The sequence below is a fragment of the Streptomyces sp. NPDC057617 genome (assembly GCF_042800555.1).
In the GTDB taxonomy this organism is placed as follows: domain Bacteria; phylum Actinomycetota; class Actinomycetes; order Streptomycetales; family Streptomycetaceae; genus Streptomyces.
The window spans coordinates 432,209-457,323 of record NZ_JBHVGV010000001.1 but is presented as its reverse complement, the minus strand read 5'-3'; the positions used below and the strand labels follow the sequence as shown (position 1 = coordinate 457,323).

Annotated in this window: 25 protein-coding genes; 14 read left to right on the top strand and 11 right to left on the bottom strand. The window is 72.0% G+C overall.

Annotated elements, in window-relative coordinates; translation table 11 throughout:
- Positions 1-136: 136 nt before the first annotated feature.
- From ACFU9P_RS02055 to queC, 13 genes are all read left to right on the top strand, one after another.
- Entirely contained in the window at positions 137-1,426 is a 1,290-nt protein-coding gene (locus ACFU9P_RS02055; protein WP_384077182.1) for an ABC transporter substrate-binding protein, read from the top strand.
- 1 nt (position 1,427) lies between these two features.
- Positions 1,428-2,366 carry a carbohydrate ABC transporter permease gene (locus tag ACFU9P_RS02050; RefSeq protein ID WP_384077180.1) on the top strand — a complete coding sequence of 313 codons (939 nt, stop codon included), beginning with the start codon at positions 1,428-1,430 and terminating at the stop codon, positions 2,364-2,366.
- Positions 2,363-3,232, top strand: coding sequence for a carbohydrate ABC transporter permease (locus ACFU9P_RS02045; RefSeq protein ID WP_384077178.1), 870 nt, complete (start codon positions 2,363-2,365; stop codon positions 3,230-3,232). Before ACFU9P_RS02050 ends, ACFU9P_RS02045 begins: the two co-directional genes overlap by 4 nt.
- Complete coding sequence (locus ACFU9P_RS02040) at positions 3,229-5,340, top strand: alpha-galactosidase (protein ID WP_384077176.1); 2,112 nt, start codon at positions 3,229-3,231, stop codon at positions 5,338-5,340. Before ACFU9P_RS02045 ends, ACFU9P_RS02040 begins: the two co-directional genes overlap by 4 nt.
- Entirely contained in the window at positions 5,337-6,095 is a 759-nt protein-coding gene (locus tag ACFU9P_RS02035; protein ID WP_384077174.1) for an SDR family NAD(P)-dependent oxidoreductase, read from the top strand. The genes ACFU9P_RS02040 and ACFU9P_RS02035 overlap by 4 nt, the downstream gene beginning before the upstream one ends.
- 44 nt (positions 6,096-6,139) lie before the next feature.
- Positions 6,140-6,967 carry a FadR/GntR family transcriptional regulator gene (locus ACFU9P_RS02030; protein WP_384077172.1) on the top strand — a complete coding sequence of 276 codons (828 nt, stop codon included), beginning with the start codon at positions 6,140-6,142 and terminating at the stop codon, positions 6,965-6,967.
- Positions 6,964-8,109 carry a galactonate dehydratase gene (gene dgoD, locus ACFU9P_RS02025; RefSeq protein WP_384077170.1) on the top strand — a complete coding sequence of 382 codons (1,146 nt, stop codon included), beginning with the start codon at positions 6,964-6,966 and terminating at the stop codon, positions 8,107-8,109. The genes ACFU9P_RS02030 and dgoD overlap by 4 nt, the downstream gene beginning before the upstream one ends.
- Positions 8,110-8,123: 14 nt before the next feature.
- Positions 8,124-8,981 (top strand): hypothetical protein, encoded by an 858-nt coding sequence (locus ACFU9P_RS02020; RefSeq protein ID WP_384077168.1) that lies wholly within the window; start codon positions 8,124-8,126, stop codon positions 8,979-8,981.
- Positions 8,982-9,030: 49 nt separating this feature from the next.
- Complete coding sequence (locus tag ACFU9P_RS02015; RefSeq protein ID WP_384077166.1) at positions 9,031-9,684, top strand: bifunctional 4-hydroxy-2-oxoglutarate aldolase/2-dehydro-3-deoxy-phosphogluconate aldolase; 654 nt, start codon at positions 9,031-9,033, stop codon at positions 9,682-9,684.
- Positions 9,681-10,553: an SMP-30/gluconolactonase/LRE family protein gene (locus ACFU9P_RS02010; RefSeq protein WP_384077164.1), complete on the top strand. Its 873-nt coding sequence runs from the start codon at positions 9,681-9,683 to the stop codon at positions 10,551-10,553. The genes ACFU9P_RS02015 and ACFU9P_RS02010 overlap by 4 nt, the downstream gene beginning before the upstream one ends.
- Positions 10,550-11,623 (top strand): sugar kinase, encoded by a 1,074-nt coding sequence (locus tag ACFU9P_RS02005; RefSeq protein ID WP_384077162.1) that lies wholly within the window; start codon positions 10,550-10,552, stop codon positions 11,621-11,623. Before ACFU9P_RS02010 ends, ACFU9P_RS02005 begins: the two co-directional genes overlap by 4 nt.
- Before the next feature lie 341 nt (positions 11,624-11,964).
- Positions 11,965-15,066 carry a LuxR C-terminal-related transcriptional regulator gene (locus tag ACFU9P_RS02000; protein WP_384077160.1) on the top strand — a complete coding sequence of 1,034 codons (3,102 nt, stop codon included), beginning with the start codon at positions 11,965-11,967 and terminating at the stop codon, positions 15,064-15,066.
- The gene (gene queC, locus ACFU9P_RS01995) at positions 15,066-15,782 is read left to right on the top strand and encodes a 7-cyano-7-deazaguanine synthase QueC (RefSeq protein WP_376376611.1); all 717 of its coding nucleotides are present in this window, start codon (positions 15,066-15,068) and stop codon (positions 15,780-15,782) included. Before ACFU9P_RS02000 ends, queC begins: the two co-directional genes overlap by 1 nt.
- Before the next feature lie 72 nt (positions 15,783-15,854).
- Here the strand turns inward: queC and ACFU9P_RS01990 are convergent, their stop codons facing one another.
- From ACFU9P_RS01990 to ACFU9P_RS01940, 11 genes are all read right to left on the bottom strand, one after another.
- Complete coding sequence (locus ACFU9P_RS01990; protein WP_384077158.1) at positions 15,855-16,442, bottom strand: nitrile hydratase subunit alpha; 588 nt, start codon at positions 16,440-16,442, stop codon at positions 15,855-15,857.
- A complete protein-coding gene (locus ACFU9P_RS01985; RefSeq protein WP_384077156.1) occupies positions 16,439-16,780 on the bottom strand; it encodes an SH3-like domain-containing protein in 342 nt (113 codons plus the stop codon). Before ACFU9P_RS01985 ends, ACFU9P_RS01990 begins: the two co-directional genes overlap by 4 nt.
- A complete protein-coding gene (locus ACFU9P_RS01980) occupies positions 16,777-17,178 on the bottom strand; it encodes a hypothetical protein (RefSeq protein ID WP_384077154.1) in 402 nt (133 codons plus the stop codon). The genes ACFU9P_RS01985 and ACFU9P_RS01980 overlap by 4 nt, the downstream gene beginning before the upstream one ends.
- Entirely contained in the window at positions 17,175-17,855 is a 681-nt protein-coding gene (locus ACFU9P_RS01975) for an HAD family hydrolase (protein WP_384077152.1), read from the bottom strand. The genes ACFU9P_RS01980 and ACFU9P_RS01975 overlap by 4 nt, the downstream gene beginning before the upstream one ends.
- Positions 17,852-18,379, bottom strand: a complete 528-nt coding sequence (locus tag ACFU9P_RS01970; protein WP_384077150.1) for a phosphoribosyltransferase — start codon at positions 18,377-18,379, stop codon at positions 17,852-17,854. Before ACFU9P_RS01970 ends, ACFU9P_RS01975 begins: the two co-directional genes overlap by 4 nt.
- A complete protein-coding gene (locus ACFU9P_RS01965) occupies positions 18,376-19,422 on the bottom strand; it encodes an adenylosuccinate synthetase (protein ID WP_384077148.1) in 1,047 nt (348 codons plus the stop codon). The genes ACFU9P_RS01970 and ACFU9P_RS01965 overlap by 4 nt, the downstream gene beginning before the upstream one ends.
- Positions 19,419-20,795: an adenylosuccinate lyase gene (purB, locus tag ACFU9P_RS01960; protein WP_384077146.1), complete on the bottom strand. Its 1,377-nt coding sequence runs from the start codon at positions 20,793-20,795 to the stop codon at positions 19,419-19,421. The genes ACFU9P_RS01965 and purB overlap by 4 nt, the downstream gene beginning before the upstream one ends.
- Positions 20,792-21,943, bottom strand: a complete 1,152-nt coding sequence (locus ACFU9P_RS01955; RefSeq protein WP_384077144.1) for an IMP dehydrogenase — start codon at positions 21,941-21,943, stop codon at positions 20,792-20,794. The genes purB and ACFU9P_RS01955 overlap by 4 nt, the downstream gene beginning before the upstream one ends.
- Positions 21,944-22,003: 60 nt before the next feature.
- Positions 22,004-22,597: a GTP cyclohydrolase I gene (folE, locus tag ACFU9P_RS01950; protein ID WP_376376593.1), complete on the bottom strand. Its 594-nt coding sequence runs from the start codon at positions 22,595-22,597 to the stop codon at positions 22,004-22,006.
- Position 22,598: 1 nt separating this feature from the next.
- Positions 22,599-23,228 carry a 7-carboxy-7-deazaguanine synthase QueE gene (locus tag ACFU9P_RS01945; protein WP_384077142.1) on the bottom strand — a complete coding sequence of 210 codons (630 nt, stop codon included), beginning with the start codon at positions 23,226-23,228 and terminating at the stop codon, positions 22,599-22,601.
- Between the two features lie 133 nt (positions 23,229-23,361).
- Positions 23,362-23,727 (bottom strand): 6-pyruvoyl tetrahydropterin synthase family protein, encoded by a 366-nt coding sequence (locus ACFU9P_RS01940; protein ID WP_376376589.1) that lies wholly within the window; start codon positions 23,725-23,727, stop codon positions 23,362-23,364.
- Positions 23,728-24,115: 388 nt separating this feature from the next.
- Here ACFU9P_RS01940 and ACFU9P_RS01935 point away from each other — a divergent pair, with 388 nt between their 5' ends.
- Positions 24,116-25,096 (top strand): polysaccharide lyase family 1 protein, encoded by a 981-nt coding sequence (locus ACFU9P_RS01935; RefSeq protein ID WP_384077139.1) that lies wholly within the window; start codon positions 24,116-24,118, stop codon positions 25,094-25,096.
- The last annotated feature ends 19 nt before the right edge of the window (positions 25,097-25,115 follow it).

The window sequence follows — 25,115 nt, the reverse complement described above, 5'->3', positions numbered from 1 at the left end:
GCCTGGTCACCGCGTCAGTAAATAAATTAGTAATTAATCTTGACGGTGGCCCCGTGCCACGTCAGTCTGTATCAGCCGAACGAGAGCCCGGCCGTCAGGGCGCCGGGCCCCGTTCCGTGGGCGCATAGGGAGTCCCATGAACACCACAGCACACAGCCGGCGCGGTTTTCTCGCCGGCGCCGGAGCCATCGGCGCCGCCGCGCTGGTGAGCGGCTGCGTCACCTCGTCGTCATCGGGCGGCTCGTCCTCCTCGGGCGGCGCGGTCACCCTGCAGTCCAACCTCTCCGCGCCGCAGGCGAAGTCGGCGATGCAGCAGGTCGTCGACGCCTTCAACAAGCGGGGCGGCGCGAAGGGCTCGCTCAACACGGTCGCCTCGGAGACCTTCCGTACCCAGCTCCCGACCTACCTCACCTCGGCCAATCCGCCGGACCTCTACACCTGGTACCCCGGCTCGGTCGCGGAGTCGTACGCGAAGAAGGACCTGCTCCTCGATGTCAGCGACATCTGGGAGAAGCCCGAACTGGCCGGATACTCGGACGCGTTGAAGAAGCTGTGCACCGACTCGGCGGGCAAGAAGGTCTTCGTCCCGACCACCTACTACTGGTGGGGCGTCTTCTACCGGAAGTCGAACTTCGCCAAGTGGGGCGTCAAGGAGCCCAAGACCTGGGACGAGTTCCTCGGCCTGTGCGACACGCTCAAGGGCAAGGGCGTCGCGCCGATCGGGCTCGGCGCCGGCGGCAACACTCCCTGGGTGGCGTCGTCCTGGTTCGATTACCTCAATATCCGGATCAACGGTGCCGCCTATCACCGCGATCTGCTCGCCGGAAAGCACCGCTTCGACGACCCCGAGGTGCGCAGGGTCTTCGACCGGTGGGGCGAGGCCCTGCCGTACTTCGACCCCAACGGGACCGCGCTGCCCTTCCAGGACGCGACGACCGCGCTCCTCCAGGGCCGTACGGGCATGATGCTGATCGGCACCTTCTTCGCCGACTCCACGCCGAAGGACCAGCTCGACGACATCGACTTCTTCCGGTTCCCGGTGATCGACCCGAAGATCCCGCTCGCCGAAGAGGCGCCCACCGACGGCTACTTCGCCAGCGCCCGCACCGGCCGCAAGGAAGAGACCAAGGAACTCATGCGCTTCCTGGCCACCGCCGAGGCACAGGAGATCTACCTCAAGGGCTCCTCCGGCACCTCCCTGCCGACCCACCCCGACGCCAAGGACAGCGGAACACCCCTGGTCATCAAGGGCCGCAAGCTGATCGACGACGCGGCGGACCTCACCCAGTTCTTCAACCGGGACTCCAGCGACGCCCTGTCGCCCACCGCCGACAACGCGCTCACCCGGTATCTGGCCAAGCCCAAGGAGATCGGCTCCATCCTCACCACCTGGCAGCGGGACGCGCAGAAGATCTGGAGCCAGTGACATGGCGGTCGTCACCGCGCCGCCCGGGAAGACCCGGCAACGGGCCGCCGGGCGGACCCCGGCCCGCAAGCGGGCCACCAGGGTCCCGCCCCTGGTGCTCGCGTTCGTCCTCGTACCACTGCTCATCGAGGCGTTCTGGGTGTTCTGGCCCGCCGTCCAGGGCTTCTACCTCGCCTTCACCCAGTGGGACGGGGTCAGCGCCCCGAAGTTCATCGGCCTGGCCAACTTCCGCGAGATGTTCGGCGACGAGATCTTCCGTACCGCCGCACTCGACACAGTCATCTGGCTGGTGCTCTTCGGCGGCCTCTCCGTGGTCCTCGGCCTCGGCGCGGCGCTCCTGCTCCAGAGGGAGCGCCGGGGGGTCGGCTTCTACCGGGCCGCGCTGTTCCTTCCGGTGGTGTTCTCGCTGGTCGCGACGGCCCTGGTGTGGCAGGCGATGTACCAGCCGGACGGGCTGATCAACAAGACCCTCGAAGGGATTGGGCTCGACGGGCTCACCCGCTCCTGGCTCGCCGACCAGGACACCGCCCTGTACGCCGTGATCGTGCCCGCGCTGTGGCGGCAGATCGGCTATGTGATGGTGCTCTATCTCGCCGGGCTCAAGGGCATCGACCCGGTGCTGTACGAAGCGGCCAAGGTCGACGGCGCCACTCGCCGCCAGCAGTTCCGTCACATCACACTGCCGCAGCTCAGCAGTGTCAACGCGGTCGTGCTGTCCGTCGTCGTGATCGACTCGCTGCGCTCGTTCGACGTGGTGTGGTCGCTCACCCGCGGCGGCCCGTACCACTCCTCCGAACTGCTGAGCACGTATATGTACTCCACCGCCTTCCAGTCGCTGCGGCTGGGATACGGTTCCGCTCTCGCCGTGGTGATCTTCGTCCTGGCCTTCGGGGTCATCGTGTCCTATCTCCTGCGCGCCTTCCGGGAGGCCGACTCATGACCGCCACCCCCGCCCAGGCACCACCCGCGGGCCGGCGCGACCGGCGCAGGATGTGGGGGACCGCCGGGTTCCACCTCGGTGCCGGACTGATCTCCGCGCTGTGGCTGCTGCCCATCGCGCTCGTCCTCGTCACCAGCGTCCGCTCCTTCGACGACGTCGCCGCCCATGGCGTGGGCAGCCTGCCGCACTCCTTCACCCTGGACGGCTTCCGCCAGGCCTGGGTCGACGGCGGCCAGCAGCGCGCGCTCATCAACAGCCTGCTCGTCACCGTGCCGACCGTGCTGCTGTCGCTGCTGCTCGCCTCCATGGCGGCCTTCGCGCTCAGCCGGTACGCCCTGCCGCTGCGCCGCACCCTTCTGCTGCTGATGCTCGGCGGGAACCTGCTGCCCGCGCAGATCCTGCTCGTACCCGTCTCCAAGCTCAGCGAGATGCTCGGCATTTACGACACGCTGTACGCGCTGATCGGGGTGCAGGTCGGATTCGGCGTCGGGTTCTACGTGTTCGTCCTGCACGGCTTCATGCGGTCCGTACCGCCCGAGATCCAGCAGGCCGCGGTCATCGACGGCGCGAACCCGTGGCAGATCTACAGCCGCATCATCATGCCGCTCGCCCGGCCCGCCATGGCCGCGCTCAGCGCCCTGTCGTTCACCTGGATCTTCAACGACCTGCTCTGGGCCATCACCGTGCTGCGCACCGACAGCCGGATGCCCATCACCGCCTCCCTCATCGGACTCCAGGGCCAGTACGTCTCCATGTGGAACGTCATCGCCGCGGGATCCGTGATCGCGGCCCTGCCGACCGTCCTCGTCTTCCTCAAGTTCCAGCGCCACTTCGTGGCCGGCCTCAATCTGGGAGCAGTGAAGTGACCCCGCGCCAACGGTGGCTGCTGCGCACCGAGAACACCGCGTACGCCGTGCGCGTCACCGACGACGGACGGTGGGCCGAACTCGCCGCCTGGGGACCGCACGGCGCCGAGACCGGACCCTCGCCCTTCGAGCGGCCGAACCGTACGCACTTCCTCACCCGCGCCGACGCGGCACCCGCCGAGTACATCCCGTACGGACTGCGGCCCTTCACCGGCGCCGATCTGACCGTGCAGCGGCCCGGGGAGGACCGCGGCACCTGGTGGCGGTTCGCCGCCGCCACCGCGGACGGGGAGCGGGCGCTGCGGCTGGAGTTCACCGACGAGAAGCAGGGACTGGGCGCGGCACTGTGCTACGAGACCGTCCCGGGCACCGATGTGATCCTCCGCTGGACTGAACTCACCTGCGTCGGTGACCAGGAGCTGCGTATCGAGCGCCTCGACTCCGCCGGGGTCAATGTCCCGGTCGAGGGCGGCGCCCGGCTCACGTACCTCACCGGCCAGTGGTCGCAGGAATTCCAGCGCACCCAGCTCGAACTCACCCGCGGCCGCTTCGAGATGGCCTCCTCCCAGGGCGTGCCGGGGCACGCCTACGCGCCCTGGCTCGCCGTCCAGGACGCAGCCGAACCGGACGGGCCCGCCACCCCCACGTACGGCATCGCCCTCGAATGGTCAGGCAACTGGCGCATCAGCGCCGACGCCGAGCCGGGCGGCGCCGTCCGGATCCGCGCGGGACGGCTGCTCCACGAGAGCGCCGTACGCCTCGCCCCCGGCGCCACCCTCACCACCCCCAGGCTGGCCTGCGCGTTCAGCCCGGAAGGGCTCGACGGACTGGCCCGGGTCTGGCACCGCTACGAACGCAGCCTGACCGGCGAGCGGATGCACCGCACCCGCAAGGTCCTCTACAACTCCTGGGAAGCCACCGGCTTCGACGTCGACGCCGCGAGCCAGCTCGAACTCGCCCGCCACGCCGCCGAGATGGGCGCCGAACTGTTCGTTGTGGACGACGGCTGGTTCACCGGACGCCACGACGAGACCGGCGGACTCGGCGACTGGCACCCCGACCCGGCCAACTTCCCGGACGGCTTCGACGACTTCATCGCCCGAGTGCGCGCCACCGGGATGGACTTCGGCCTCTGGGTCGAACCCGAGGCGGTCAGCCCCCAGTCCGCGCTGTACGCCGAACACCCGGACTGGGTCTACCGGATCGAGGGCCGCCCCGCCACCCTCGTACGCGAACAGCTCCTGCTCGACCTCGGGCGCCCCGATGTCCAGGACTTCGTCATCGCCACCTTCGACCGGCTCCTCGGCGCCCACGACATCAGCTACCTCAAGTGGGACATGAACCGCCCGCCGACCGAACGCGGCAGGCCGGGCGGCGGCCCCGTCGAGGAACAGGACCTGGACGCCGCGCATGTCGCCGGCTATCTCCGTGTCCTCGACCACCTCCGCACCCGCCACCCCCACGTCACGGTCGAGGGCTGCTCCGGCGGAGGCGGCCGTATCGAGCACGCCACCATCGCCCGTACGGATGTGGTGTGGCCCAGCGACAACACCGCCCCGATGGACCGGCTGGCCATCCAGTACGGCTATCTGCACGCGCACGCACCGCACACCATGAGCTGCTGGGTCACCGACTCGCCGGGCGTCTTCGACCCGCGCCCGCGCTCGCTCGCCTTCCGCTTCGTCGCCTCCATGGCGGGCGTCCTCGGCATCGGCGCGGACATCCGTGAATGGTCGCCGGAGCGGCGCGCCGAGGCGGCCCGGTGGGTGGCCCGCTACAAGGAGATCCGTGACGTGATCCACCACGGCGAGGCCCGGATCCTGAACAGCCCCGCCGACCCCACCTGCGGTATGCAGTACGAGGAGCCGGGCGGCGCCCGGATCGCCGTCACCGCCTGGAACACCGGACGGCTGGACGGAGCGCCACTGGTGCCCGGGCGCGCGGACCGGCTGCGGCTGCGCGGTCTGGACCCGGCCGCCCACTACACGGACCGGGCCACCGGCACCCGCTACAGCGGCGCCCATCTCGTCCACTACGGACTGCCGTTCGCCTGGACCGCGCAGTACGACGCCGAACTGGTCGTCCTGGAACAGGAGTCCGCCCGATGAACGGAACCACCCGCTTCGACAGCCAGGTGGCCGTGGTCACCGGAGCCGCCTCTGGCATCGGCGCGGCCACCGCGGAACGGCTCGCCGCGGAGGGCGCCGCCGTGATCCTCGCGGATGTCGCGGCCGAGCGCGGCGAGGCCGTCGCCGCGGCCGTACGGGACGGGGGCGGCCGCGCGCAGTTCGTCCGCGCGGATGTGGCGGACCAGGGGGACTGGGAGCGGATCGTCGCCGCAGCCCACGGTTTCGGGCCGGTCCGCGTCCTCGTCAGCAACGCGTATACGGTGGACGTCACCCCCGCGCACGAGATGACCCTCGCCTCCTGGGAGCGCCAGATCGCAGTCAACCTCACCGGCGGGTTCCTCGGCTTCCGCGCCGTCCTGCCCGACCTGCGCGCCCACCACGGCGCCGTCGTGCTGACCTCCTCCGTACACGCGCACAAGGGCATCCCCGGACACCCCGCCTACGCCGCGTCCAAGGGCGCCCTGCTCTCGCTGTGCGGACAGCTCGCCGTCGAGTACGGGCCGGAAGTGCGCGTCAACGCCGTGCTGCCGGGACCCATCCTCACCGCCGCCTGGGACCGGGTCTCCGAGGAGGACCGGCGGAAGAGCGTGGCGGAGACGGCGGCCCGGCGGTTCGGCACCCCGGCGGAGGTCGCCGCCGCCATCGCCTTCCTCGCCGCCGGAGAGGCGTCCTACATCACCGGGTCGAGCCTGCTCGTGGACGGCGGCTGGTCCGTCGTCAAAGCCTCGGCCTGACCTCGCCGTACCCGAAACCCCCCAGCAGAAAGGCACACAACGACATGACGCCATACGCGCGCCGCGGAGTGCACGGCCAGACCGTGGAGACTCTCGCGCGCCGGGTGCTCAGCGGCGAGATCCCCGAGGGGGCGACACTCGATCTGGTGTCGTTGCAGCGTGAGTTGGATGTCAGCCTGACCGCCCTCAGGGAGTCGCTGAAGGTCCTCGCGGCCAAGGGGATGGTCGACGCGCGCCAGAAGCGCGGCACCTTCGTACGGGCGCGCTCCGACTGGAACCTGCTCGACGCGGACGTCCTGCGCTGGCAGTTCGCGGGCGGTACGGGCCCCGGCAACGGTACGGACCTGACGCTGCTGCGCGACCTCGGCGAGGTCCGCAGCATCATGGAGCCGGCCGCGGTGCGGCTGGCCGCCGAGCGCCGCACCGACGCCGACCTCGACGCGCTCGAAGCGGCTTTGAGCGCGATGGGGGAGACCGAGGGAGGCGCCGCGCACGCGGTGGCGGCGGACCTCGGCTTCCACCGCGCGCTCCTCGCGGCCACCCACAACGAGCTGCTGGAACGCATGGAGATGGTCATCGAGTCCGGTCTCGCGCACCGCGACGAGATAGTGCACAGCACCCTGCACGGGGAGAATCCGGTGCCCAGCCACCGGGCCGTTCTCGACGCCGTACGCGACCGGGACCCGGATGGCGCGGAACGCGCGATGCGGGCACTGCTCGACCAGGCGGTACGCGACCTGGACCGGGTGCACGGCGGAGGTACGGGCGGCACAGGCACCGGCGACGGTACGGGCAGTGGTGGCGGTACGGGCACTGGTGGCGGTAAGGGCAGCGGTGGCGCGGCCGGTACCGAAGAGGGCCCGGCCCTGTGAAGATCACACGCGTCGAGACCTTTCTTGTGCCGCCCCGCTGGCTGTTCTGCCGTATCGAGACGGACGACGGAGTGGTCGGCTGGGGTGAACCCGTGGTCGAGGGCCGGGCCGAGGTGGTGCGCGCCGCCGTCGACGTGCTCGCCGAGTATCTGATCGGCCGGGACCCGCTGCGGATCCAGGACCACTGGCAGGTGCTGACCAAGGGCGGCTTCTACCGTGGCGGACCAGTGCTCTCCAGCGCTGTCGCCGGCATCGACCAGGCCCTCTGGGACATCGCCGGAAAGACCTACGGCGCCCCGGTGCACGCCCTGCTCGGCGGGCCCGTCCGCGACCGGGTCCGGGTGTACGCGTGGGTGGGCGGCGACGAACCCGTACGGCTCACCGAGGAGATCACCGCCCAGGTCGAAGCGGGCTTCACCGCCGTCAAGATGAACGCGGCGGGCCGTACGTCCCCGATCGCCACCGCCGCCGAGACCGCGGCCGTGGTGGACCGGGTGGCCGCCGCCCGGGAGGTGCTCGGCCCGGACCGGGATGTCGCAGTCGATCTGCACGGGCGGTTCGGCGCGGCGGGCGCGCGGCGGGTCCTGCACGCCATCGAGCCGCTGCACCCGCTGTTCGTCGAGGAACCTCTGCTGCCCGAGCAGGGCCATCTGCTGGCGGGCCTCGCCGGCGCCACCTCCGTACCGATCGCCACCGGCGAACGGCTGTACGGGCGCGCCGAGTTCCTGCCCGCGCTGGCGGCGGGCATCGCCGTGGCGCAGCCGGACCTCTCGCACGCGGGCGGCATCTCCGAGGTCCACCGGATCGCCGCGCTCGCCGAGACATACGGGGCACAGCTCGCCCCGCACTGCCCGCTCGGCCCGATCGCGCTGGCCGCGAGCCTCCAGATCGCCTTCTGCACACCCAACTTCCTGATCCAGGAGCAGAGCCGGGGCATCCACTACAACAAGGACGCCGACCTTCTCTCGTACGTCGTCGACACCGACCCGTTCCGCTTCGTCGACGGGCAGGCGCTCCGCACCGGGCTGCCGGGGCTCGGTATCACCGTCGACGAGACCGCCGTACGGGCGGCCGACCGCACCGGGCACGCCTGGCGCAACCCGGTGTGGCGGCACCCCGACGGCTCCTTCGCGGAATGGTGAGCGGTGTGAACGGCGTGAGCGACGTGTCACCGGGCTTTCCGGTCCGTGGCACCCCGGTCTCTTCGGTCCGGAGCACCCCTGACATCACCACCGACCCGGCCCATGGCGGACGCTGGACCTCGCTGCGGGCCGGGGGCCGCGAATGGCTCTGGCACCGGGACGAACCTCGGCGGCCCTCGGTGGTTCCCGGCGACGCCTTCGCCGACGCGGGCGGTCTCGAAGAGTGCGTGCCGACGGTCCGGGGCGTCCCCGACCACGGGGACGCCTGGTCGCGCGCCTGGCGGCGGGACGGCGGCACCGAGTCCGTCGACTGCCCGGACTTCCGTCTCGAACGCCGGATCCGCGCCGGGGAGGGGCGGGCCGTCGTCGACTACCGGCTGACGGCGGAGCCCGGCTACCGGTTCCTGTGGGCGGCGCACGCGCTGCTCGATCTCTCGGAGGAGGCGCGGATCGGGATCGCGGACGGCGCGCCGGTACGGGTCTATCCGGACGGGGGCGACGGCTGGACCCCGGCGCTGTGGCCTGCCGTTGGGACCAGCGGCGGCCTCGACCGGCTGGGGCCGGACGACGGTACGGCCGTGGGCGCCGTCGTCTCCGCTTCGGAGGTGTACGTCCATGACGGCCCGGCCGCCCTGCGCTTCGCCGTCGAGGCCGAGGGGCAGCCGGTGTCCATCGCCCTCTGGCGCAATCTCCGCGGCTTCCCCGAGGACCGTCCGTACCGCTCCATCGGGGTCGAACCGATGCTGGGCCGCGTCTTCGACCTGGCGGCCGCCGGGGACGGCGACGCGGCGTGCGTCCCGCCCGGTGGTGAGGTCCGCTGGCGGCTCACCGTGGTGGCGGAGGAGGAGACGAATCGGGTGCGGAACCAGTGACCGGCACAGCGACCGATACAGCAACTGAGCCCCGGAAGGACTCCCGCACATGGATCTGCTGACCGCGCTGCGCGCCCACCGGATCGTCGCCATCGTGCGCGGCGACGACGCGGACGGCGCCCTCAGAACCGTACTGACCCTGGCCGAGGAGCACATCCCGCTCATTGAGGTCTCCCTCAGCGGCCGGGACGCCCTCGATGTCATCCGCCGCGCCCGTGCCGAACTGGGCCCGGCGGCGCCCCTCGGCGCGGGCACCGTGCTGACCGCCCAGGACGCTCGGGCGGCACATGACGCGGGCGCCGACTTCATCGTCACCCCGGCCGTCTGCGAGGGGATCACGGCGGCCAAGGAACTCCGACTCCCCGTACTCGCCGGGGTGATGACCCCGACGGACATCGTGGCGGCCCGGCGGCGCGGCGCCGACGCGCTCAAGATCTTCCCGGCGGCGCAGGCGGGCGGCCCCGACTATCTGCGGGCGCTGCGCGGGCCGTTCCCGGGGGAGCCGTTCGTACCGGTCGGGGGAGTGGACGCGGAGGCGGCCCGCGCCTATCTGGCGCATGGCGCGATCGCGGTGGGCGTGGGGTCCCCGCTGATCGGGGACGCCGCCGACGGGGGCGACATCGAAGGACTGCGCGCCCGCGCCCGCGCCTTCCTGGACGCGGTGGCGGTCGACGCCACCGGCCTGTCGGCGGCCGGGCGATGAAGGGGGGCACGCCCGTCCCGTTCTGGACGGACCGGCTCGAACTCGGCGAGGGCATACGGGCGGTGGACGGCGGCATCGTCCTTGTCGACATCCTTTCCGGACGGCTGCTCGCCGGACCGGACGACCGCACCGGGCCGCTGCGGACACTGGTCCGTCTGCCCGTACCGCTGGGCGCGGTCGCCCCGGTCGAGGGGCGGCCGGGCGAGTGGATCGCCGCGGCCGGTACGGGTATCTGCCTGATCGGCCCGGACGGGAAGCTCGACTGGCCGGCCCGCCCGGAGGACGGCACCGGTCGCGCGATGCGGATGAACGACGCGTGCGCCGACCCGCAGGGCAGGTTCTGGGCGGGCAGCATGGCGTACGACGCGAGCGAGGGCGCGGGTTCGCTGTACCGCGTCGACCACGACGGTACGGTCGTCCGCGCGCTGGACGGCCTCACCGTCCCCAACGGCCCGGCGTTCAGTGCCGACGGCACCCTGATGTACCTCGCCGACAGCGCACGCGGTGTCAACCACCACTACGAGGTCGCCCCGGCCACCGGCACACTCGGCCCGGCCGGCACCTTCGCCGTACTCGACGAGGGCAGCCCCGACGGTATGACGGTCGACGCGGAGGGCGGCCTGTGGACCGCGATCTGGGGGACCGGCACAGTCCACCACTACACCCCGGACGGCACCCTGGACCGCCAACTCCGCCTCCCCGCCGTCCAGCCCGCGGGCGTATGCCTGCACGGAGACACCCTCCTGATCACCAGCGCACGCTACGGCCTGTCCGCCCCGGGCCCACTGGACGGAGCGGTCTTCGGGGTGCGGGTGGACGTCCCGGGCCTGCCGACTGCCGCGTACCGACCGGGGACGGCCGCCGTATGAGCACCCCTCAGGCGCAGGCACCGGCGCAGACACGGGCACCGGCGCGGGCGGCCGGGTGGCGGCCCGCTCCCGGGCCCGTGGCCTGTATCGGCGAGACCATGGCCGCCTTCGTCCCCGAGCCCGTGGCTCCGCTGGACGGGGCCGATCTGCTGCGGGTCCGGATCGCCGGGGCGGAGTCGAACGTGGCGGTGTATCTGGCCGATCACGGGGTGCCCGTGCGGTGGGTTTCCGCGGTGGGGGACGATCCGTTCGGGCGGCGGATCGTCGCCGAGGTCGCGGCGGCCGGGGTCGATGTCCGTGGCGTACGGACGGATCCGCGGCGGCCCACCGGGCTGCTGGTGAAGGACCCCGCCCCCGAAGGAACCGGGGTGCACTACTACCGCCGCGGTTCGGCCGCCTCAGCGCTGGGCCCGGACATCCTCGACGACGAGGCCGTACGTACCGCGGGCCTCGTCCATCTCAGCGGTGTCACCCCGGCCCTCTCGCCGGACTGCCTGGCCCTGGTCACCGAGGCCCTGCGGACCCCGCCCGGCGAACGCCCGTACTCCGTCAGCTTCGACGTCAACCACCGGCCCGCACTCTGGGCCGACGACGGCACGGCCTCCACCGCCGGTTCCGTACTCCACGATCTCGCGAACCGGGCGGACATCACCTTTGTCGGGCTGGACGAGGCGCGCGCACTGTGGGGAGACGAGCTGGAGGCCGCGGGTGTAAGGGCGTTGCTGCCCGGACCCCGGATCCTCGTGGTCAAGGACGGCGCCCATGAGGCGACCGCCTTCGACGGCGCCCACGTACACGCCGTACCCGCACCGAAGGTCGATGTTGTCGAACCGGTCGGGGCGGGCGACGCCTTCGCCGCCGGATTCCTCGCGGGGCTGCTGCGCGGCGAGGACATGGTCCGCGCCCTCCGCCTCGGCCATCTCACCGCGGGCGCCGCGCTCCGCGTGAGCGGCGACCACGGTCCCCTGCCCGGCCCCGCCCGTATCGCCGAGCTTCTCGGCACACCTCCCGGGGAATGGGGCCCTGATCCTTCCGGAGAGCCTCTGACCAGCGGGTTTTCCCGCCCGTAGACGATGTTGCGAACAGCTCGGCGGCCGGTCGGCCATCGTCCGGCATGTGCTGTCCGCACATGAACGGGGAGTCCTGGCCGTTCTCGCGCATGAGCCGGACCCGGGACGGGGCGAACCCGGACAGGACTCCCGGGGCGGCCGGGCCGTGGTCCGCCCTGGCCAGGGGCAGATGACCGCCGGCCGTACGGCAGCCCAATGTGCGGTTGTGTCTGCTTCTGGTGAGCGACTGTGGCGAATTCGTGCTGTTTTCCACGTCATCCTTCACGGGTTATGTCTTCGTAGCGCCCACGGACCGGAGAGATCAGTTCCGGGGCGAGCGGATCTATGAACGGAGAGGTGTCATGGCCACCGGCGAGAAGCACTCACCTCATTTCACCGGCCGACGTAAAGAACTGCGCCTGTTCGGCGACGCCGTGCGCGACAGCGCGCGGACCGGCATGACCGTCTACTCATTCACCGGCGAACTGGGCGTGGGACGCAGCGCGTTACTGCACGAGTTCCGGGTCTCCGCGCGTGAGCGGGGATGCTCGGTCATCCGGCTGGACTGCGCCCGCCCCTGCCACCGGATCGAGCAGGGTCTCTTCGACGAACTGCTGGCGGTGCTGCCCGCCGGAAGCGCCCCCGGTGCCGCACTGCGGGCGGCGGGCGAACGGACCGCCGGCGTCCAGGGACTCGATCCGGCCGCTCCGGCACCGGTGCCGCCCGCCGTGGTGCGCAACGCCGTACGGGAGGCCGCCGGGCACGCCCCGCTGGTCGTCACCGTCGACGACGCGTGCCGGGCCGACGCCGCCACACTGGACGAGCTGCACCGGATGCGGGAGGCCTGCGCCCGGCTGCCCGTCGTCATGGCCCTCTCCATACGGCAGGGCGAACCCGCCACGGCACCAAGGGAGTTGGCCGGCTTATTACAGGGCACCCAGCAGCTCGTACTGGACGGACTGTCCGAGCGGGACACCGCCGCCGCGGTACGCGCCGTCCTGCGGCGCGGCGTACCGCCCGAGTTCGCCGCGGCCTGCCACCGTCTCAGCGCCGGAAACCCGTTCATGCTCGGGGAGTTGCTGCGCTGGGCCCGCGAGAAGGACCCGAGGGCCACCGACGCCGCGGTGCTCGGTACGGCCGTACTCCCGGCGGTCGCCGAGGCGGTGACCGGACGGCTCGACCCGATCGACCCCGCCCTCGGGCGGCTCGCCGCGGTCATCGCCCTGGCGGACGACAACACCGCCGACGCCGCGCCGCTGGCCGCCCACCTCAGCGGGATGACGCTCGAACAGACCCTGGTCGCCGCCGACTTGTTGGTCAGGATGCGGCTGATCGCCGACGACGGCACCGTCACCCTCAGGCATCCGGTGCTGCGCACGGCCCTGGCCGGCGGGATGACCCGGATGGCGCGGAGCGCGGCGCATCTGAGCGCCGCGGGCCATCTGCACCGGCACGGCGCTGCGGCCGGCCGCGTCGCCGGCCATCTCCTCGCGTCCACGGTCCCGCTGGACGACTCCTGGTCCACCGAGGTGCTGCTCCAGGCCGCCCGCGGCGCCGCGGCCGCCGATGACAACGACGGCGCGCTGCGCTTCCTGGAGCGGGCCCTGCGGGTGGCGACCGGCGAGGACCACCACCGGGCCGTCCTGCTGCTCTCGGACGTGCGGTTGCGCGCCGACTGGACCGACGGGGTCGACGCGACGGTGGCGATGCTGGCGGCGACGGGCGACGAGAGCGTACGGGAACGGCTGCTGCACCGGGTGGGCCGCGCGCTGTACGAGGCCCGCGCCCCGGAGGACACCGAGCGGGTGCTGACCGCGACCGCCGCGGCCGTGGCGGGCACCGGACTGTCCCGGTGGCCCCGGCTGCACCGTACCGCCGTCGGTCTCTTCGCCGGATCCCCGGCCCGTACCGCCCGGCTCCTCGACGAACTCCCGCTGCCCGACGCCCGGTCCGTGTCCGAAAGCCCGGCCCCCTCGCCCGGGCTGCGCACGGCGGCGGCCGCCATCGGGGCGCTCTGCCGCGACCTGGGCGGCGGGGACAGCCGGTCGGCGGTGGAGGAAGCGCGCCGGGTCCTCGCCGAATGCGGCGAGGAGTCGTCGGCCCACCCGCTGGCCGTACCGGCGGCGCTGACGGTCCTCGTACAGAACGGGCGATACGAAGAAGCTGCTGCTGCCGCGGCCGCCGCCGGGCACCTGCGCCGCCACGCCCCCCACGGTGACGCCCCCTTCCCGCCCCGTTGCCCGCTGCTGCTCCTGGTGGCCGGTCAGATCGCCCTCGGACAGGGCCGGTTGGAGGAGGCACAGCGCCAACTGGGGGACTCCGCAGGCGGCTTGTCCTCCTGCGGCGCGGAAGCCGGCGAACCCCACCGGGCCGAGGCCGTCGGGCTGCTCGCCGACGTACTGACCAGCCTGGGCAGGAACGAACAGGCCTGGGCACTGCTGCGCAGGCACCACTACGCGGAGGAGCTGGCGCCCGGCTGGTACCACCGCCATGTCCTGCTGGCCAGGGCGCGGCTGCGCGCCGCCTGCGGAGATCTGCCCGGTGCCGCACACGATCTGACCGAACTGCGCCTGCGCAACGGCGCGTCGGGGGTACGGTCCAGCGCGGCCGTGCCCTGGCGGATCCATGCCGTCGTCCTGCTGCGGCAGGCCGGGCTGCTGGACGAGGCACAGGAGGCGGCGGCCGAGCAGATGCGCGCCGCCGAGGCCGCGGACACCCCGCTGGAGCACGGCCGGGCGCTGCGGGCACTGGCCGATGTGACGGGTGGACTGCGCGGTGAGCGCATGCTGCGCGCGGCGGTCCAGCTGCTGGAGGGCGCGGGCAGCGAACTGGATCTGGCGCTCGCCCAGGCCGACCTGGGCGCGCTGCTGCTGCGCCTGGGCCGCCAGCAGTACGGGGTGGCCGCGCTGACCGAGGCGGTACGGCTGGCCCGCCGGTGCGGCGCCCGGCCGCTGGCCGAGCAGGTCAGGACCCATCTCGCGGCGGCCGACGAGCGCACGCCCGAGCACACCTCGCTGCGCGGGATCCTCGCCCTGACCACCCGTGAGCGGCAGATCCTCCTCCAGGCGACACAGGGCCTGTCCAACCGGCGCATCTCGACCGTCCTGGGCATCACCCGCCGTACGGTCGAGCTGCACCTGTCGAGCGCGTACCGGAAGCTGGGCATCACCGGCCGCCGCGACTTCCAGGAGATCTTCCGCCCGCCGGGCGTCTGGTCGCTGCTCGCCGACGGCGCGCCCGGCTCCACCGGGCAGCGCGCCCCGGCCTTCGCGTCCTCGGCCGTCCCGGGGGCTGTCCCGGGGGCCGTCTCGGACCGCGCGGACCGGCCTTTCGGCCCGCTGCCCGCCGTCCTTCGGTTCCGCACCGAGATGTGGACGGACCGCTCCCTGGGCCAGGCTGAGGGCGAGCAGGCGGCCGACCGTGCCGCTCCCCTCGGTGTCCTTCCCCTGACCGGAGGTTCCTGATGGAGCAGAACAGCCGTAGTACCGACCCGTTCACCGCCGTGGTGGTGCTCTCGGGAGGTATGGACTCCACCACCCTCATGGCGCACTACGCCGCGCTGGGCTACGGCCTGATCGCCGTGACGGTCGACTACGGTCAGCGGCACCGCAAGGAGATCGAGTCGGCGCGCGGGATCGCCGCCCACTACGAGGCGCGGCACTATGTGGTGGACCTCAGCGGTTTCGGTTCCGTACTGGCCGGTTCGGCCCTGACTGACGACAGTGTCAGCGTTCCGGACGGGCACTACGCGGAGGAGTCCATGAGGGCCACCGTCGTACCGAACCGCAACGCGGTCCTCGCCAATGTCGCGGTGTCGGTGGGTGTCGCGCACCGCGCCGGTACGGTGGCGCTGGGCATGCACGCGGGCGACCACTTCATCTACCCCGACTGCCGCCCGGCGTTCCTCGACGCGCTCGGCGAGCTGGTGAAAGTCGCCAACGAGGGCTTCCCGACGCCCTCCGTGGAGGCGCCGTTCATCACCTGGTCCAAGTCGGATATCGCCGCGCACGGGACGAGGCTCGGGGCACCGCTGGAGCGGAGCTGGTCCTGCTACAAGGGCGGCGAGCGGCACTGCGGGACCTGCGGCACCTGCTACGAGCGGCGCGAGGCGTTCCGTGAGGCCGGGCTGTCCGACCCGACCGACTACCTCGACGCCGTGACGCGCTTCGCCGCCCCCTGACGGGCCGTGGACACCCCACGGGCGGGGTCCGGGGAGGCTGTCCCCGGACCCCGCCCGTGGGGTACGAAGGCACTACACCGGAGCCGTGCCGATCAGCCCCGAGCGGGTGACCAGGCCGCGCAGGGCCTCCTCGTCCAGATGCCCGGTGCCGGCCGGGCGGCGCGGCAGCACCATGTAGCGGGCCTCCGCCGTCGCGTCCCACACCCGGACCGCCGTTCCGTCCGGCACCCGGTACCCGAACTCGGCCAGTACGGCGCGCGGTTCGCGGACCACCCGGGCCCGGTAGGCGTCACTGCGGTACCAGCTCGGCGACGGCCCGAGCAGCAGCAGCGGATAGCACGAACACAGCGTGCACACCACGACATTGTGCGTCCCGGCGGTGTTCTCCACCACGCGCAGATGCTCGTCGGGCGCGAGCAGACCGCCCAGCCCCGCCTGTTCCAGCGCCTCTTCGGCGTCGTCCAGCAGCAGGGCGCGGAAGTCCGGGTCGGTCCAGGCGCGGGCCACCAGCCTGGCGCCGTTGAACGGCGTGGCCCGGTAGAGCTGCCGCTCCAGTACGGCGTCGAGCTGCTCGTCCGTCACCAGCCCCGCGGCGACGAGCCGGGCCTCCAGCCGCCGCACCCGGGCGGCGACCGGCAGATCGGTGTGTTCTCCGCTCATCGGGGTCGTTCCTCCTGATCGGTGGCGCCGCCGGGCCCGGCAGCGTCCAGATAGCACTCCCAGAGATCGCACACCAGCTCGTCGCCCGTACCCGAAGGAGCCCCGCCCCACAGTCCGCTCGCGGCGAAGGCGACGCTGTAGACGGGCAGGCTCCGCGCGGGCGAGCGGCGCCGGGCCACGTCGTCGGGGAGTTCGCAGACGGGCTGCACGGCACGGACCAGACCGGTGTGGCCGCGGACATAGCGGGGCACCCGGGTGTGGTACGGCGGGTCGGCGGCCCGCACCCGGACCGGCTGGCCGACCCGGAAGGCCGGGGACGGGGGCGGGGTCCCGGTCACGTGTCGCCCGTACGGTCAGCCGTGCCGCCCGTACCGTCGGCGCCGCCGGTACCGTCAGAGTCGCGTGCGTCACCCGTGCCGCCCGCGTCAGCCGTGTCGTTCAGGAGTCCGCGTTCCTCTAGCAGCCGCTCCATCCCGCCGACGACCCGCTCGTAGTACGACGACGCGAGGAACTCGCCCGGGTCCGCACGCTCCTCGGCGTCACGCAGCTCGCTGGCCGAGCAGACACCGTTCATGCCGAGCACGGCGATCAGCGCCCACACCCGGGCCTGCCAGTCGGCGCCCCACGCGGAGCGCCCGTCGGGACCGTACGCCGCCACGATCGGCGGGTCGGGCGGGAGTGCGCCGGCGAGCGTGCCGAACCCCTCGGCGCCGCCGACATCGTTGGGCCGGCTCATGGGATCTCCTCCGCTGCGGTGAGGACCAGCTCGGCGAGACGGGCGACCGACGGTAGCAGCACATCCGGTCCGTCCGGGGGAGCCGACGGCAGCATGCCGCCGTTTCCCGTACGGACCCCGACCACGACCGCCCCCAGACGGCGCCCGAGCGTGATGTCGGCCGGGGTGTCCCCGACCACGAACAGCCGCTCCGCCGCACGGTGCCCGAGACGGTCCAGGGCCCGGCGGGCCAGCACCACCTTGGCCTCCGCGTCCGACAGCCCGGTGTCCGCGCCTGGCAGGTCGTCCCGGGTCATGACCTGCCCGAAACAGTCCTCCACACCATGCGCGCGCAGCAGCTCACGTGTCTGCTCCGTACCGACCCACGAACTGACCAGTGCCAGCCGCACCCCGGCTGCCCGCAGCGCGTCCAGAGCCGGCACGGCCCCCTCGTACAGCGACCCGTGCGGCATGTACCGCCGTACGACGTCGTCCACGCGGTCCAGCACCCGTACCTTCCCGATGCTCAGGGAGCCGCTGGTGATCGAGGTCCAGTACGGGTAGCTCAGGATCTCCTCGCGGGACGGCGGCTGCGCCCGCGCCTCGTCGTGCAGATCGAGGATGAAGCGGTGGAACATCTCGTAGAAGTCCAGCAGTGTGCCGTCGCGGTCCAGGACGACGGTGGCGGGGGCCGTCACCGGGGTCCTTCGAGGGCGCCGGCCGCCTCCTCGGCACCGGGAGGCAGCTCCCAGGGGAAGACCGTCCAGTCGTCGACCTCCACGGCCAGGAAGTCCGGGCGGCCGCGTGAGCCGATGTTGCGGACCACGACCGCCGAGCGCACGTCGGCCGCCCCCAGCCCGCGTACGGTCTTCTCGGCCAGGGCCATGGTCCCGCCGTCGCCCATGATGTCGTCGACGATCAGCACCCGCTCGCCGGTCAGCGGCCGCTCCGGCACCACATAGTCGAGCACCGCCTCACCGCGCTCGCTGTAGCGGGAGTTGGAGGTGTTGCGGGGGATGCCGAGGATCCGGAAGTCGGTCACGCCCAGCAGGTTCGACAGCGCGACGGCGGGCGGCAGTCCGCCCCGGGCGATGCCCGCGATGACCGTCGGCGCGAAGCCGTCGGCCCGTATGTCCCGGGCGAGGCCGTCGAGCATCCGGCCGGCCTCGGCCCATCCGATGGTGAGCAGCTTCTCGCGCCGCCATACCGGAACCGCTTTCACCTGGCACCTCCCGTACGCACCCAGCGGTCGATGACATGGCCGCTGCCGGGGCCGGTGCCGATGAGATCCACGGGACGTTCCAGTCCTTCCTCGATGTGTTTGACGAACTCCACTGCGGCTTCCGGGAGTTCGCCGCCGTCCTGCCCGAGGACCGCGGGGTCCACCTGGTCCAGGAAGGTCAGGGCGATCCTGGACGGCCGGTTGATCCGTACCGCCTCCCGGGCCTGCGCCATGTCGAAGCCGCCCACCCGGCGCCGCCGCCCGGTCACCGTCCCGAACTCCACCACCCCGAGCCGTTCCGCTTCCCGCTCGTCGATCTCGGTGGGGAAGGGGCCGGCGCCGACCCGGGTCGGATGGGCGCGCAGGACCAGGACGACCTCGTCGACGGCGAGCGGTCCGAGACCGGCGTCGGCGGCGGCCGTACTGGCCGTCGAGTCCTTGCCGACGGTGTACGGATACGTGCCGAACAGCACCGACAGGCCGAAGCCGTTGGTCCCCTCGACCAGCACCCCGTCGCCCGCGTCCACGGCCCGGTTCGCCTCCTCCGCCGCGTCGGTGAGATAGGGGGCCAGCTCGGGGATGTCCTCGGCCCGGCGGGCCGCGCGCATGGCCCGGCCGGCCAGTGCGGGGCCGTGCCCGCTGCCGGTGCTGCGCACCTTGTCGCGCAGCCCGGCGTCGGCCTGTTCGGCGGCGAGATGGGCGGGGTCGATCACGGTGGCGCGGTGGTCGACCCCGATCCGGTCGGCCACCCCGTTCTCCTCGATCTCCCGCAGCAGCACCTCCGGGCGGATCAGCACCCCGGCTCCGAGCAGCAGCCGGGTGCGCGGATTGACGATGGCGCTCGGCACCTGGCGCAGCCGCAGGGTCCGCCCCTCGTGCACCACGGTGTGCCCGGCGCCCGGGCCGAGGCCGGCCCGTACCGCCACGGCGGGATCGTCGCGCAGGGCGAGATAGCTGGAGATCTTGCCCTTGGCCTCGTCGCCCCACTGTCCGCCGACCACGATCGTGGCCCGCGCGTTTCTCTTGCCTGTCGTGTCCGTCATCGCTCTCCTTCCGCCGCCGGGACGGGGGCCAGTACCCGTTCCGCCCGGCGTACGGTCTCCCGGGTGAGGGACTCGCTCGCACCGGCGTCCGGCGCGGTCTTGGCCAGTTCCGCCAGTTCGGCGGCCGGTATCAGGGCGGTGACCGCCGGGTCGTCCGCCAGCACCGCCAGCAGGTCCCGGCCGTCGGCCGTGGCGTCGGCGCTGGCCCGCTGCAGCGTCCGGTAGCCGGCCAGCCGTTCCGTACCGCGCTCGATCAGGGTCAGCAGTACCGCCTCGCTGAAGTACGCGTTGCGGGACAAGGCGAGATTGGCGTCCATCCGGTCGGGCCGCACCCGCAGATCGGTGACCACCGCCGTCGCCACCGTCAGCATCTCGTCGAGCAGCACGCCCGTCTGCGGCAGGGTGAAACGCTCGTTCGCGGAGTTGACAAGATCGCGCTCGTGCCAGGTCACCACATTCTCCAGGGCGGGCCCCACCAGGGACCGCAGCAGCCGGGCCAGACTGCACACCCGCTCGCAGCGGACCGGGTTGCGCTTGTGGGGCATGGCCGAGCTGCCGATCTGGCCGCCCTCGGCGAACGACTCCGCGACCTCGCCGATCTCGGTGCGCTGGAGATTACGGATCTCGGTGGCCAGATTCTCCAGACAGGCGGCGGTGAGCGCGGCCCAGCAGACGAACTCCGCGATCCGGTCCCTGGCCACCGCCTGGGCGCTGATCTGCGGCTCGGGCAGCCCGAGCAGCTCCAGCACCTCGTGCTGCACTCGGGGCCCGAGCGGGCCGAGCCCGGCAAGGGTGCCCACCGCCCCGGCCACCTTGCCCATCACGGCGCGTGCCCGCAGCTCGTCCAGCCGGACCACACAACGTGTCAACTGGTCGAGGAACACAGCCAGTTTGAAGCCGAAGGTGATCGGCTGGGCGTGCTGGCCGTGCGTACGACCGATCATCAGCCGTTCGCCGTCCGCGCCGATCCGGTCCCGCAACGCCGCCATCAGCCCGGTCAGCCGCTCCCGCAGCAGCCCGATCGCGCCGTCCGTCTGAAGGGCGAGCGCGGTGTCGAGAATGTCGCTGCTGGTGGCGCCGAAGTGGACGTACCTGCCGTACGGTCCGCAGGACTCGGCGAACACCTGCACCACGGAGAAGAGTTCATGACCGCTCGTACGCTCGGAACGCGCGACGGCGGCCAGATCGGGCACATACTCCCGGGCCCGGAGCGCGATGTGCCGGGCCGCCTCCGCGGGGATCACCCCGTGCCGGCCCTGGACCTCCGCCAGCGCGCCCTCGACCCGTACGAACAGGGCATAGCGCGCCGGGTCGGTGAACAGCGCCCGCATCCGCTCACTGCCGTACCGGCCGGTATCCACCGGTGTGGTCATTTGACCGCCGCCGCGTAGTCGAGCGGCACCTGCTCGGCACGCCCCAGGGCATGCGGCCGGCTCTCCGCCAGCCCGGCCGGGGTGACCCGGACGAACTCCGCGCGCTCGCGCAGCGCGGCCAGATCGTGTGCGCCGGAGTAGCTCATGCCCGAGCGCAGGCCCCCGAGGAACGGGCGCAGGGTGGCCGCGAGACTCCCGCTGTACGCGAAGGTCGCCTCGACGCCCTCCGGGGTGTACTCGTCCAGCTCCTCGCGGCTGACCTCCTCGCCGCGGGCCCGCTTCAGGGTCAGCCGCATGCCGAAGGTGACAAAGCCCGTACTGACCTTGGCCTTGCGCCCCTCGTGCTCGACCAGCTCGGCCTCGCTCTCGTCGGCTCCGGCCAGGGCGCTGCCCAGCATCACCGCGTGGGCGCCGGCCGCGAGCGCCTTGACCAGATCGCCGGGCGCCTTGATACCGCCGTCGGCGATCACCGGGACCCCGCTCCGTACGGCCTCCTCGGCGCAGTCGAGCACGGCGGTGAGCTGCGGCACCCCGCTGCCCGCCACCAGCCGGGTGGTGCAGATGCCGCCGGGGCCGATGCCCACCTTCACCACATCGGCGCCCGCGTCGATCAGATCCCGGGTTCCGGCGGCGGTCGCCACATTGCCGGCGATCAGGGTGGTACCGGGGAAGCGGGCGCGCAGCTCCTCCACGACCTTGATCACATAGTCCGCGTGACCGTGCGCCACATCGGTGACAAGGACGTCCGCGCCTGCCGCGACCAGCAGTTCGGCACGCTCCTTGTAGTCGTCGACGACCCCGACCGCGGCGGCCACTCGCAGCCGTCCCTCCGCGTCGAGCGCGGGACGCGGACCGGAGTCCTCGGCGGCCACGGGCGCGGCCTTCACCGCCGCGACCTCGGCGGCCTGGTCCTCGGCGGTCTGCATACGGTGCACGACCCCGAGGCCGCCGAGGCGCGCCATCGCCTCGGCCATCCGGGCCCCCGTGCACCAGGGGGTGTTGGCGGACAGTACGGGAACGGACAGCGCGATGCCGGCGCCGAGCGTGGTGTCCAGGCGGGTCGCCGAGCGGCTCACCACCGAGGTGCGCTGCGGCACCAGCAGGACATCGTCCAGGCTGAGTCCCGTACGGATCTCAGGTACGGCCATGCCGAACTCCTTGGTCGTGGCGGGTGATGGGACCGGGCGGACCGGTGGGACCGGTCCGGTTCACTGGCTCCTCGGGAGGACCATGGCCGCGACCTCCTGGCGGGCCGGGCCGTGCTCCTCGAAGACCCCGTTGAACACCGAGGACGTCATCAGGGCCGGGGTACGGATTCCGCGCATGCTCATGCACAGGTGCTCGCCCCGCGCCACCACGGCCACATCCTCCGAGCCGGTCACCTCGGTGATCTCGTCCGCGATGTCACGTACCAGCCGCTCCTGCACCTGAAGCCGGTGCGCGTGCCGGTGCGCGATCCGGGCGAACTTCGACAGGCCCAGGACCTCCCCGCGCGGCCGGTAGGCGATGGTGACCGAGCACGAGAACGGCAGCAGGTGGTGTTCGCACAGCGACCACAGATGGATGTCCGAGACCAGCACGGTCTGGCCGTCGGTGTGCAGCGGGAAGAGCGTGCCGACCTTCCCCGGGTCGTAGCCGCTGAACTCCCGCCACCAGCGCGCGAACCGGGCCGGAGTGTCCTTCAGCCCGTCCCTGTCCGGGTCCTCCCCGATCTCGATCAGCAGACGCCGGGCCACGTCCTCCAGCGGATCGCGACCGTCCGCCGGCTCCTCCTGGAGCACATCGACTGCCGTAAATGTCACCTCATACGCCTCTCCTGTCGCCCCAGAGGGCGACATGCATTCGGGTCGTCAGGTTCCAGCCCCGGGCGATGACGTCGTCGCCGAGCGCCGCGAGATGCCGCGACACCTCGTCGGGCGTCCGGCCCTCGGGCATGATCCAGACCGGGGTGGTGCCGTGGCGCGCGACGATGGCGGCCACCTCGTCGAGGTCGGCGGTGGTGCGGCAGACGAACTTGAACGCGGTGCCGGGCAGGGCGGCCAGCGCCGCCAGCGCCTCGGGAACGAGCCTGCGCTCCTCCCGGTCGCCCGAGTGGGACAGCTTGGGCGAGACATTGAACCGCACCCCGGCGGCGGCGAGTTCCGGCCGGGGCACGACCGTTCCATTGCTCTCGATCTCGATCCGGTGGCCGGCGGCGGTCAGCGCGCGCAGCAGCGGGAGCAGCCGCGTCTGCTGGCTCAGCGGCTCCCCGCCGGAGACCACCATCAGCGGCACGTCGTACGCCCGCAGCCGTTCGTACACCTCCTGCCAGGGCATGGGGTGCAGCTCCTCGTGGGGCACATACGCCCGGCCCGTGTCGCCGATACCGGTCCAGTCCCAGGTGTACGGGGTGTCGCACCACCGGCACGACAGATTGCAGCCGCCCAGCCGCACGAACGCACAGCGCTCACCGGCGGAGGGGCCTTCTCCCTGAACGGTCCTCAGGTGGGGCCGAAGATCTCGTTGACCACGAGCTTCGACTCCACGACGGCATCACCCCCGTTCGCCGCGCGCTCCCCGGCGGCGGTCACGGGCGGTACTCCGCCCAGGTCTTGGCCGTCTCACTGACCCGTACCCCGCTCAGCTCCGGATACCGCGGCACCCACCGCTCGTACAGCCACCGCGAGAGATGCTCCGCGGTCGGATTGACCCCCTCCAGCACCTCGTTGAGATGCCGGTGGTCGACATCGCTGTCCAGCCACTTCTTGAAGTCGCCGAGGTCGCCGTAGTCCCGTACGAAACCGGTCTCGTCCAGCCCGTCCCCGGCCGCCGAAAGCTCCAGCTCCACCACATAGTTGTGCCCGTGCAGCCGCCCGCAGGGATGCTCCTCGGGCAGTCCGTCGAGCCGGTGGCTCGCGGAGAAGTGGAACTCCTTGCTGATCCGAAAACCCATGTCAGACCTCCCGCCCCGATGGTGCCGACGCAGCCGCCCGGGCCACATCACGGCGCCCACCGTGAGACACCCGCCGGGACCACCGAGACACACGGCCCGCGCCTGCCGAGAGACACCGTGCCCCGGACTTCGCCGTGACGGACCGAATGTGGCTCGCGGGGCGTTGACCAAAGGCGCTCACTCTTCTATTTTCCGTTCAGAGGTGTGACCCAACTGCCTGGTCTCATATATGAGTTGACGGTCACCATGCATTGTATGAGCTGGGAATACCTATCCCTCTGATTGTGTCACGCGTCACCGCAGAAGCAGCGCTCCATGGTTCGGCGTTCCACATTACGTAGATCGTTCATGCACATGAACTTCTACACTCGTGAAGGGACATGCCTATATGCGCACCAACCCCCCACCTGCCCCCACGCGGCGAGCGGCTCTCGCGGCGGCGTCCTGCGTCGCCCTGGCCGTCGCCGCCGGGCTCGCACTACCGCAGAACGCGGGCGCCGCCGAGGTCGCGCCGATCGGCTTCGGCGCCGGAACCACCGGCGGCGGGAACGCTCCCGCCGTCACCGTCTCGTCCCTCGACGCCTTCAGGACGGCCGTCACGGGCGACACCGCCAAGGTGGTGCGTGTCAACGGCCTGCTCACACTCAGCGGGCAGGTCGACATCGGTTCCAACACCACGGTCCTGGGCGTCGGTCCGTCGTCCGGGTTCACCGGCGGCGGGCTGCGGCTCAAGAAGGTCAGCAACGTCATCGTCCGCAACCTCACGATCAGCAAGCCGGTCGCACCCGCCGACGCCGTCACCGTCCAGGAGTCGACCAAGGTGTGGATCGACCACAACTCCTTCTCGGCGGACCGTGATCACGACAAGGACCACTACGACGGTCTGCTCGACATCAACCACGGCTCGGACCAGATCACGGTGTCCTGGAACACCTTCAAGGACCACTACAAGGGCTCGCTCGTCGGCCACAGCGACAAGAACAGCGGCGAGGACACCGGGCGGCTGCGGGTGACGTACCACCACAACCTCTTCAGCAACGTCTACTCGCGCATCCCCAGCCTCCGGTTCGGTACGGCCCACTTCTACGACAACTACGTCGTCGGGGCCGAAACCGCCGTGCACTCCCGTATGGGCGCCCAGACGCTCGTCGAGAACAACGTCTTCCGCACCACCGCGGTCGCCGTCACCACGAGCCGTGACAGCGATGTCGACGGCTACGCCAATCTGCGCGGCAACGATCTGGGCGGAGCCGCCACCGAGATCTCCCAGGTGGGCACCTTCACCACCCCGCCCTACAGCTACGCCGCCGAGCCCGCCACGTCCGTCGTCGCCTCGGTGACGGCCGGCGCGGGCACCGGAAAGCTCTGACCGCCCGGAATCCGACCAA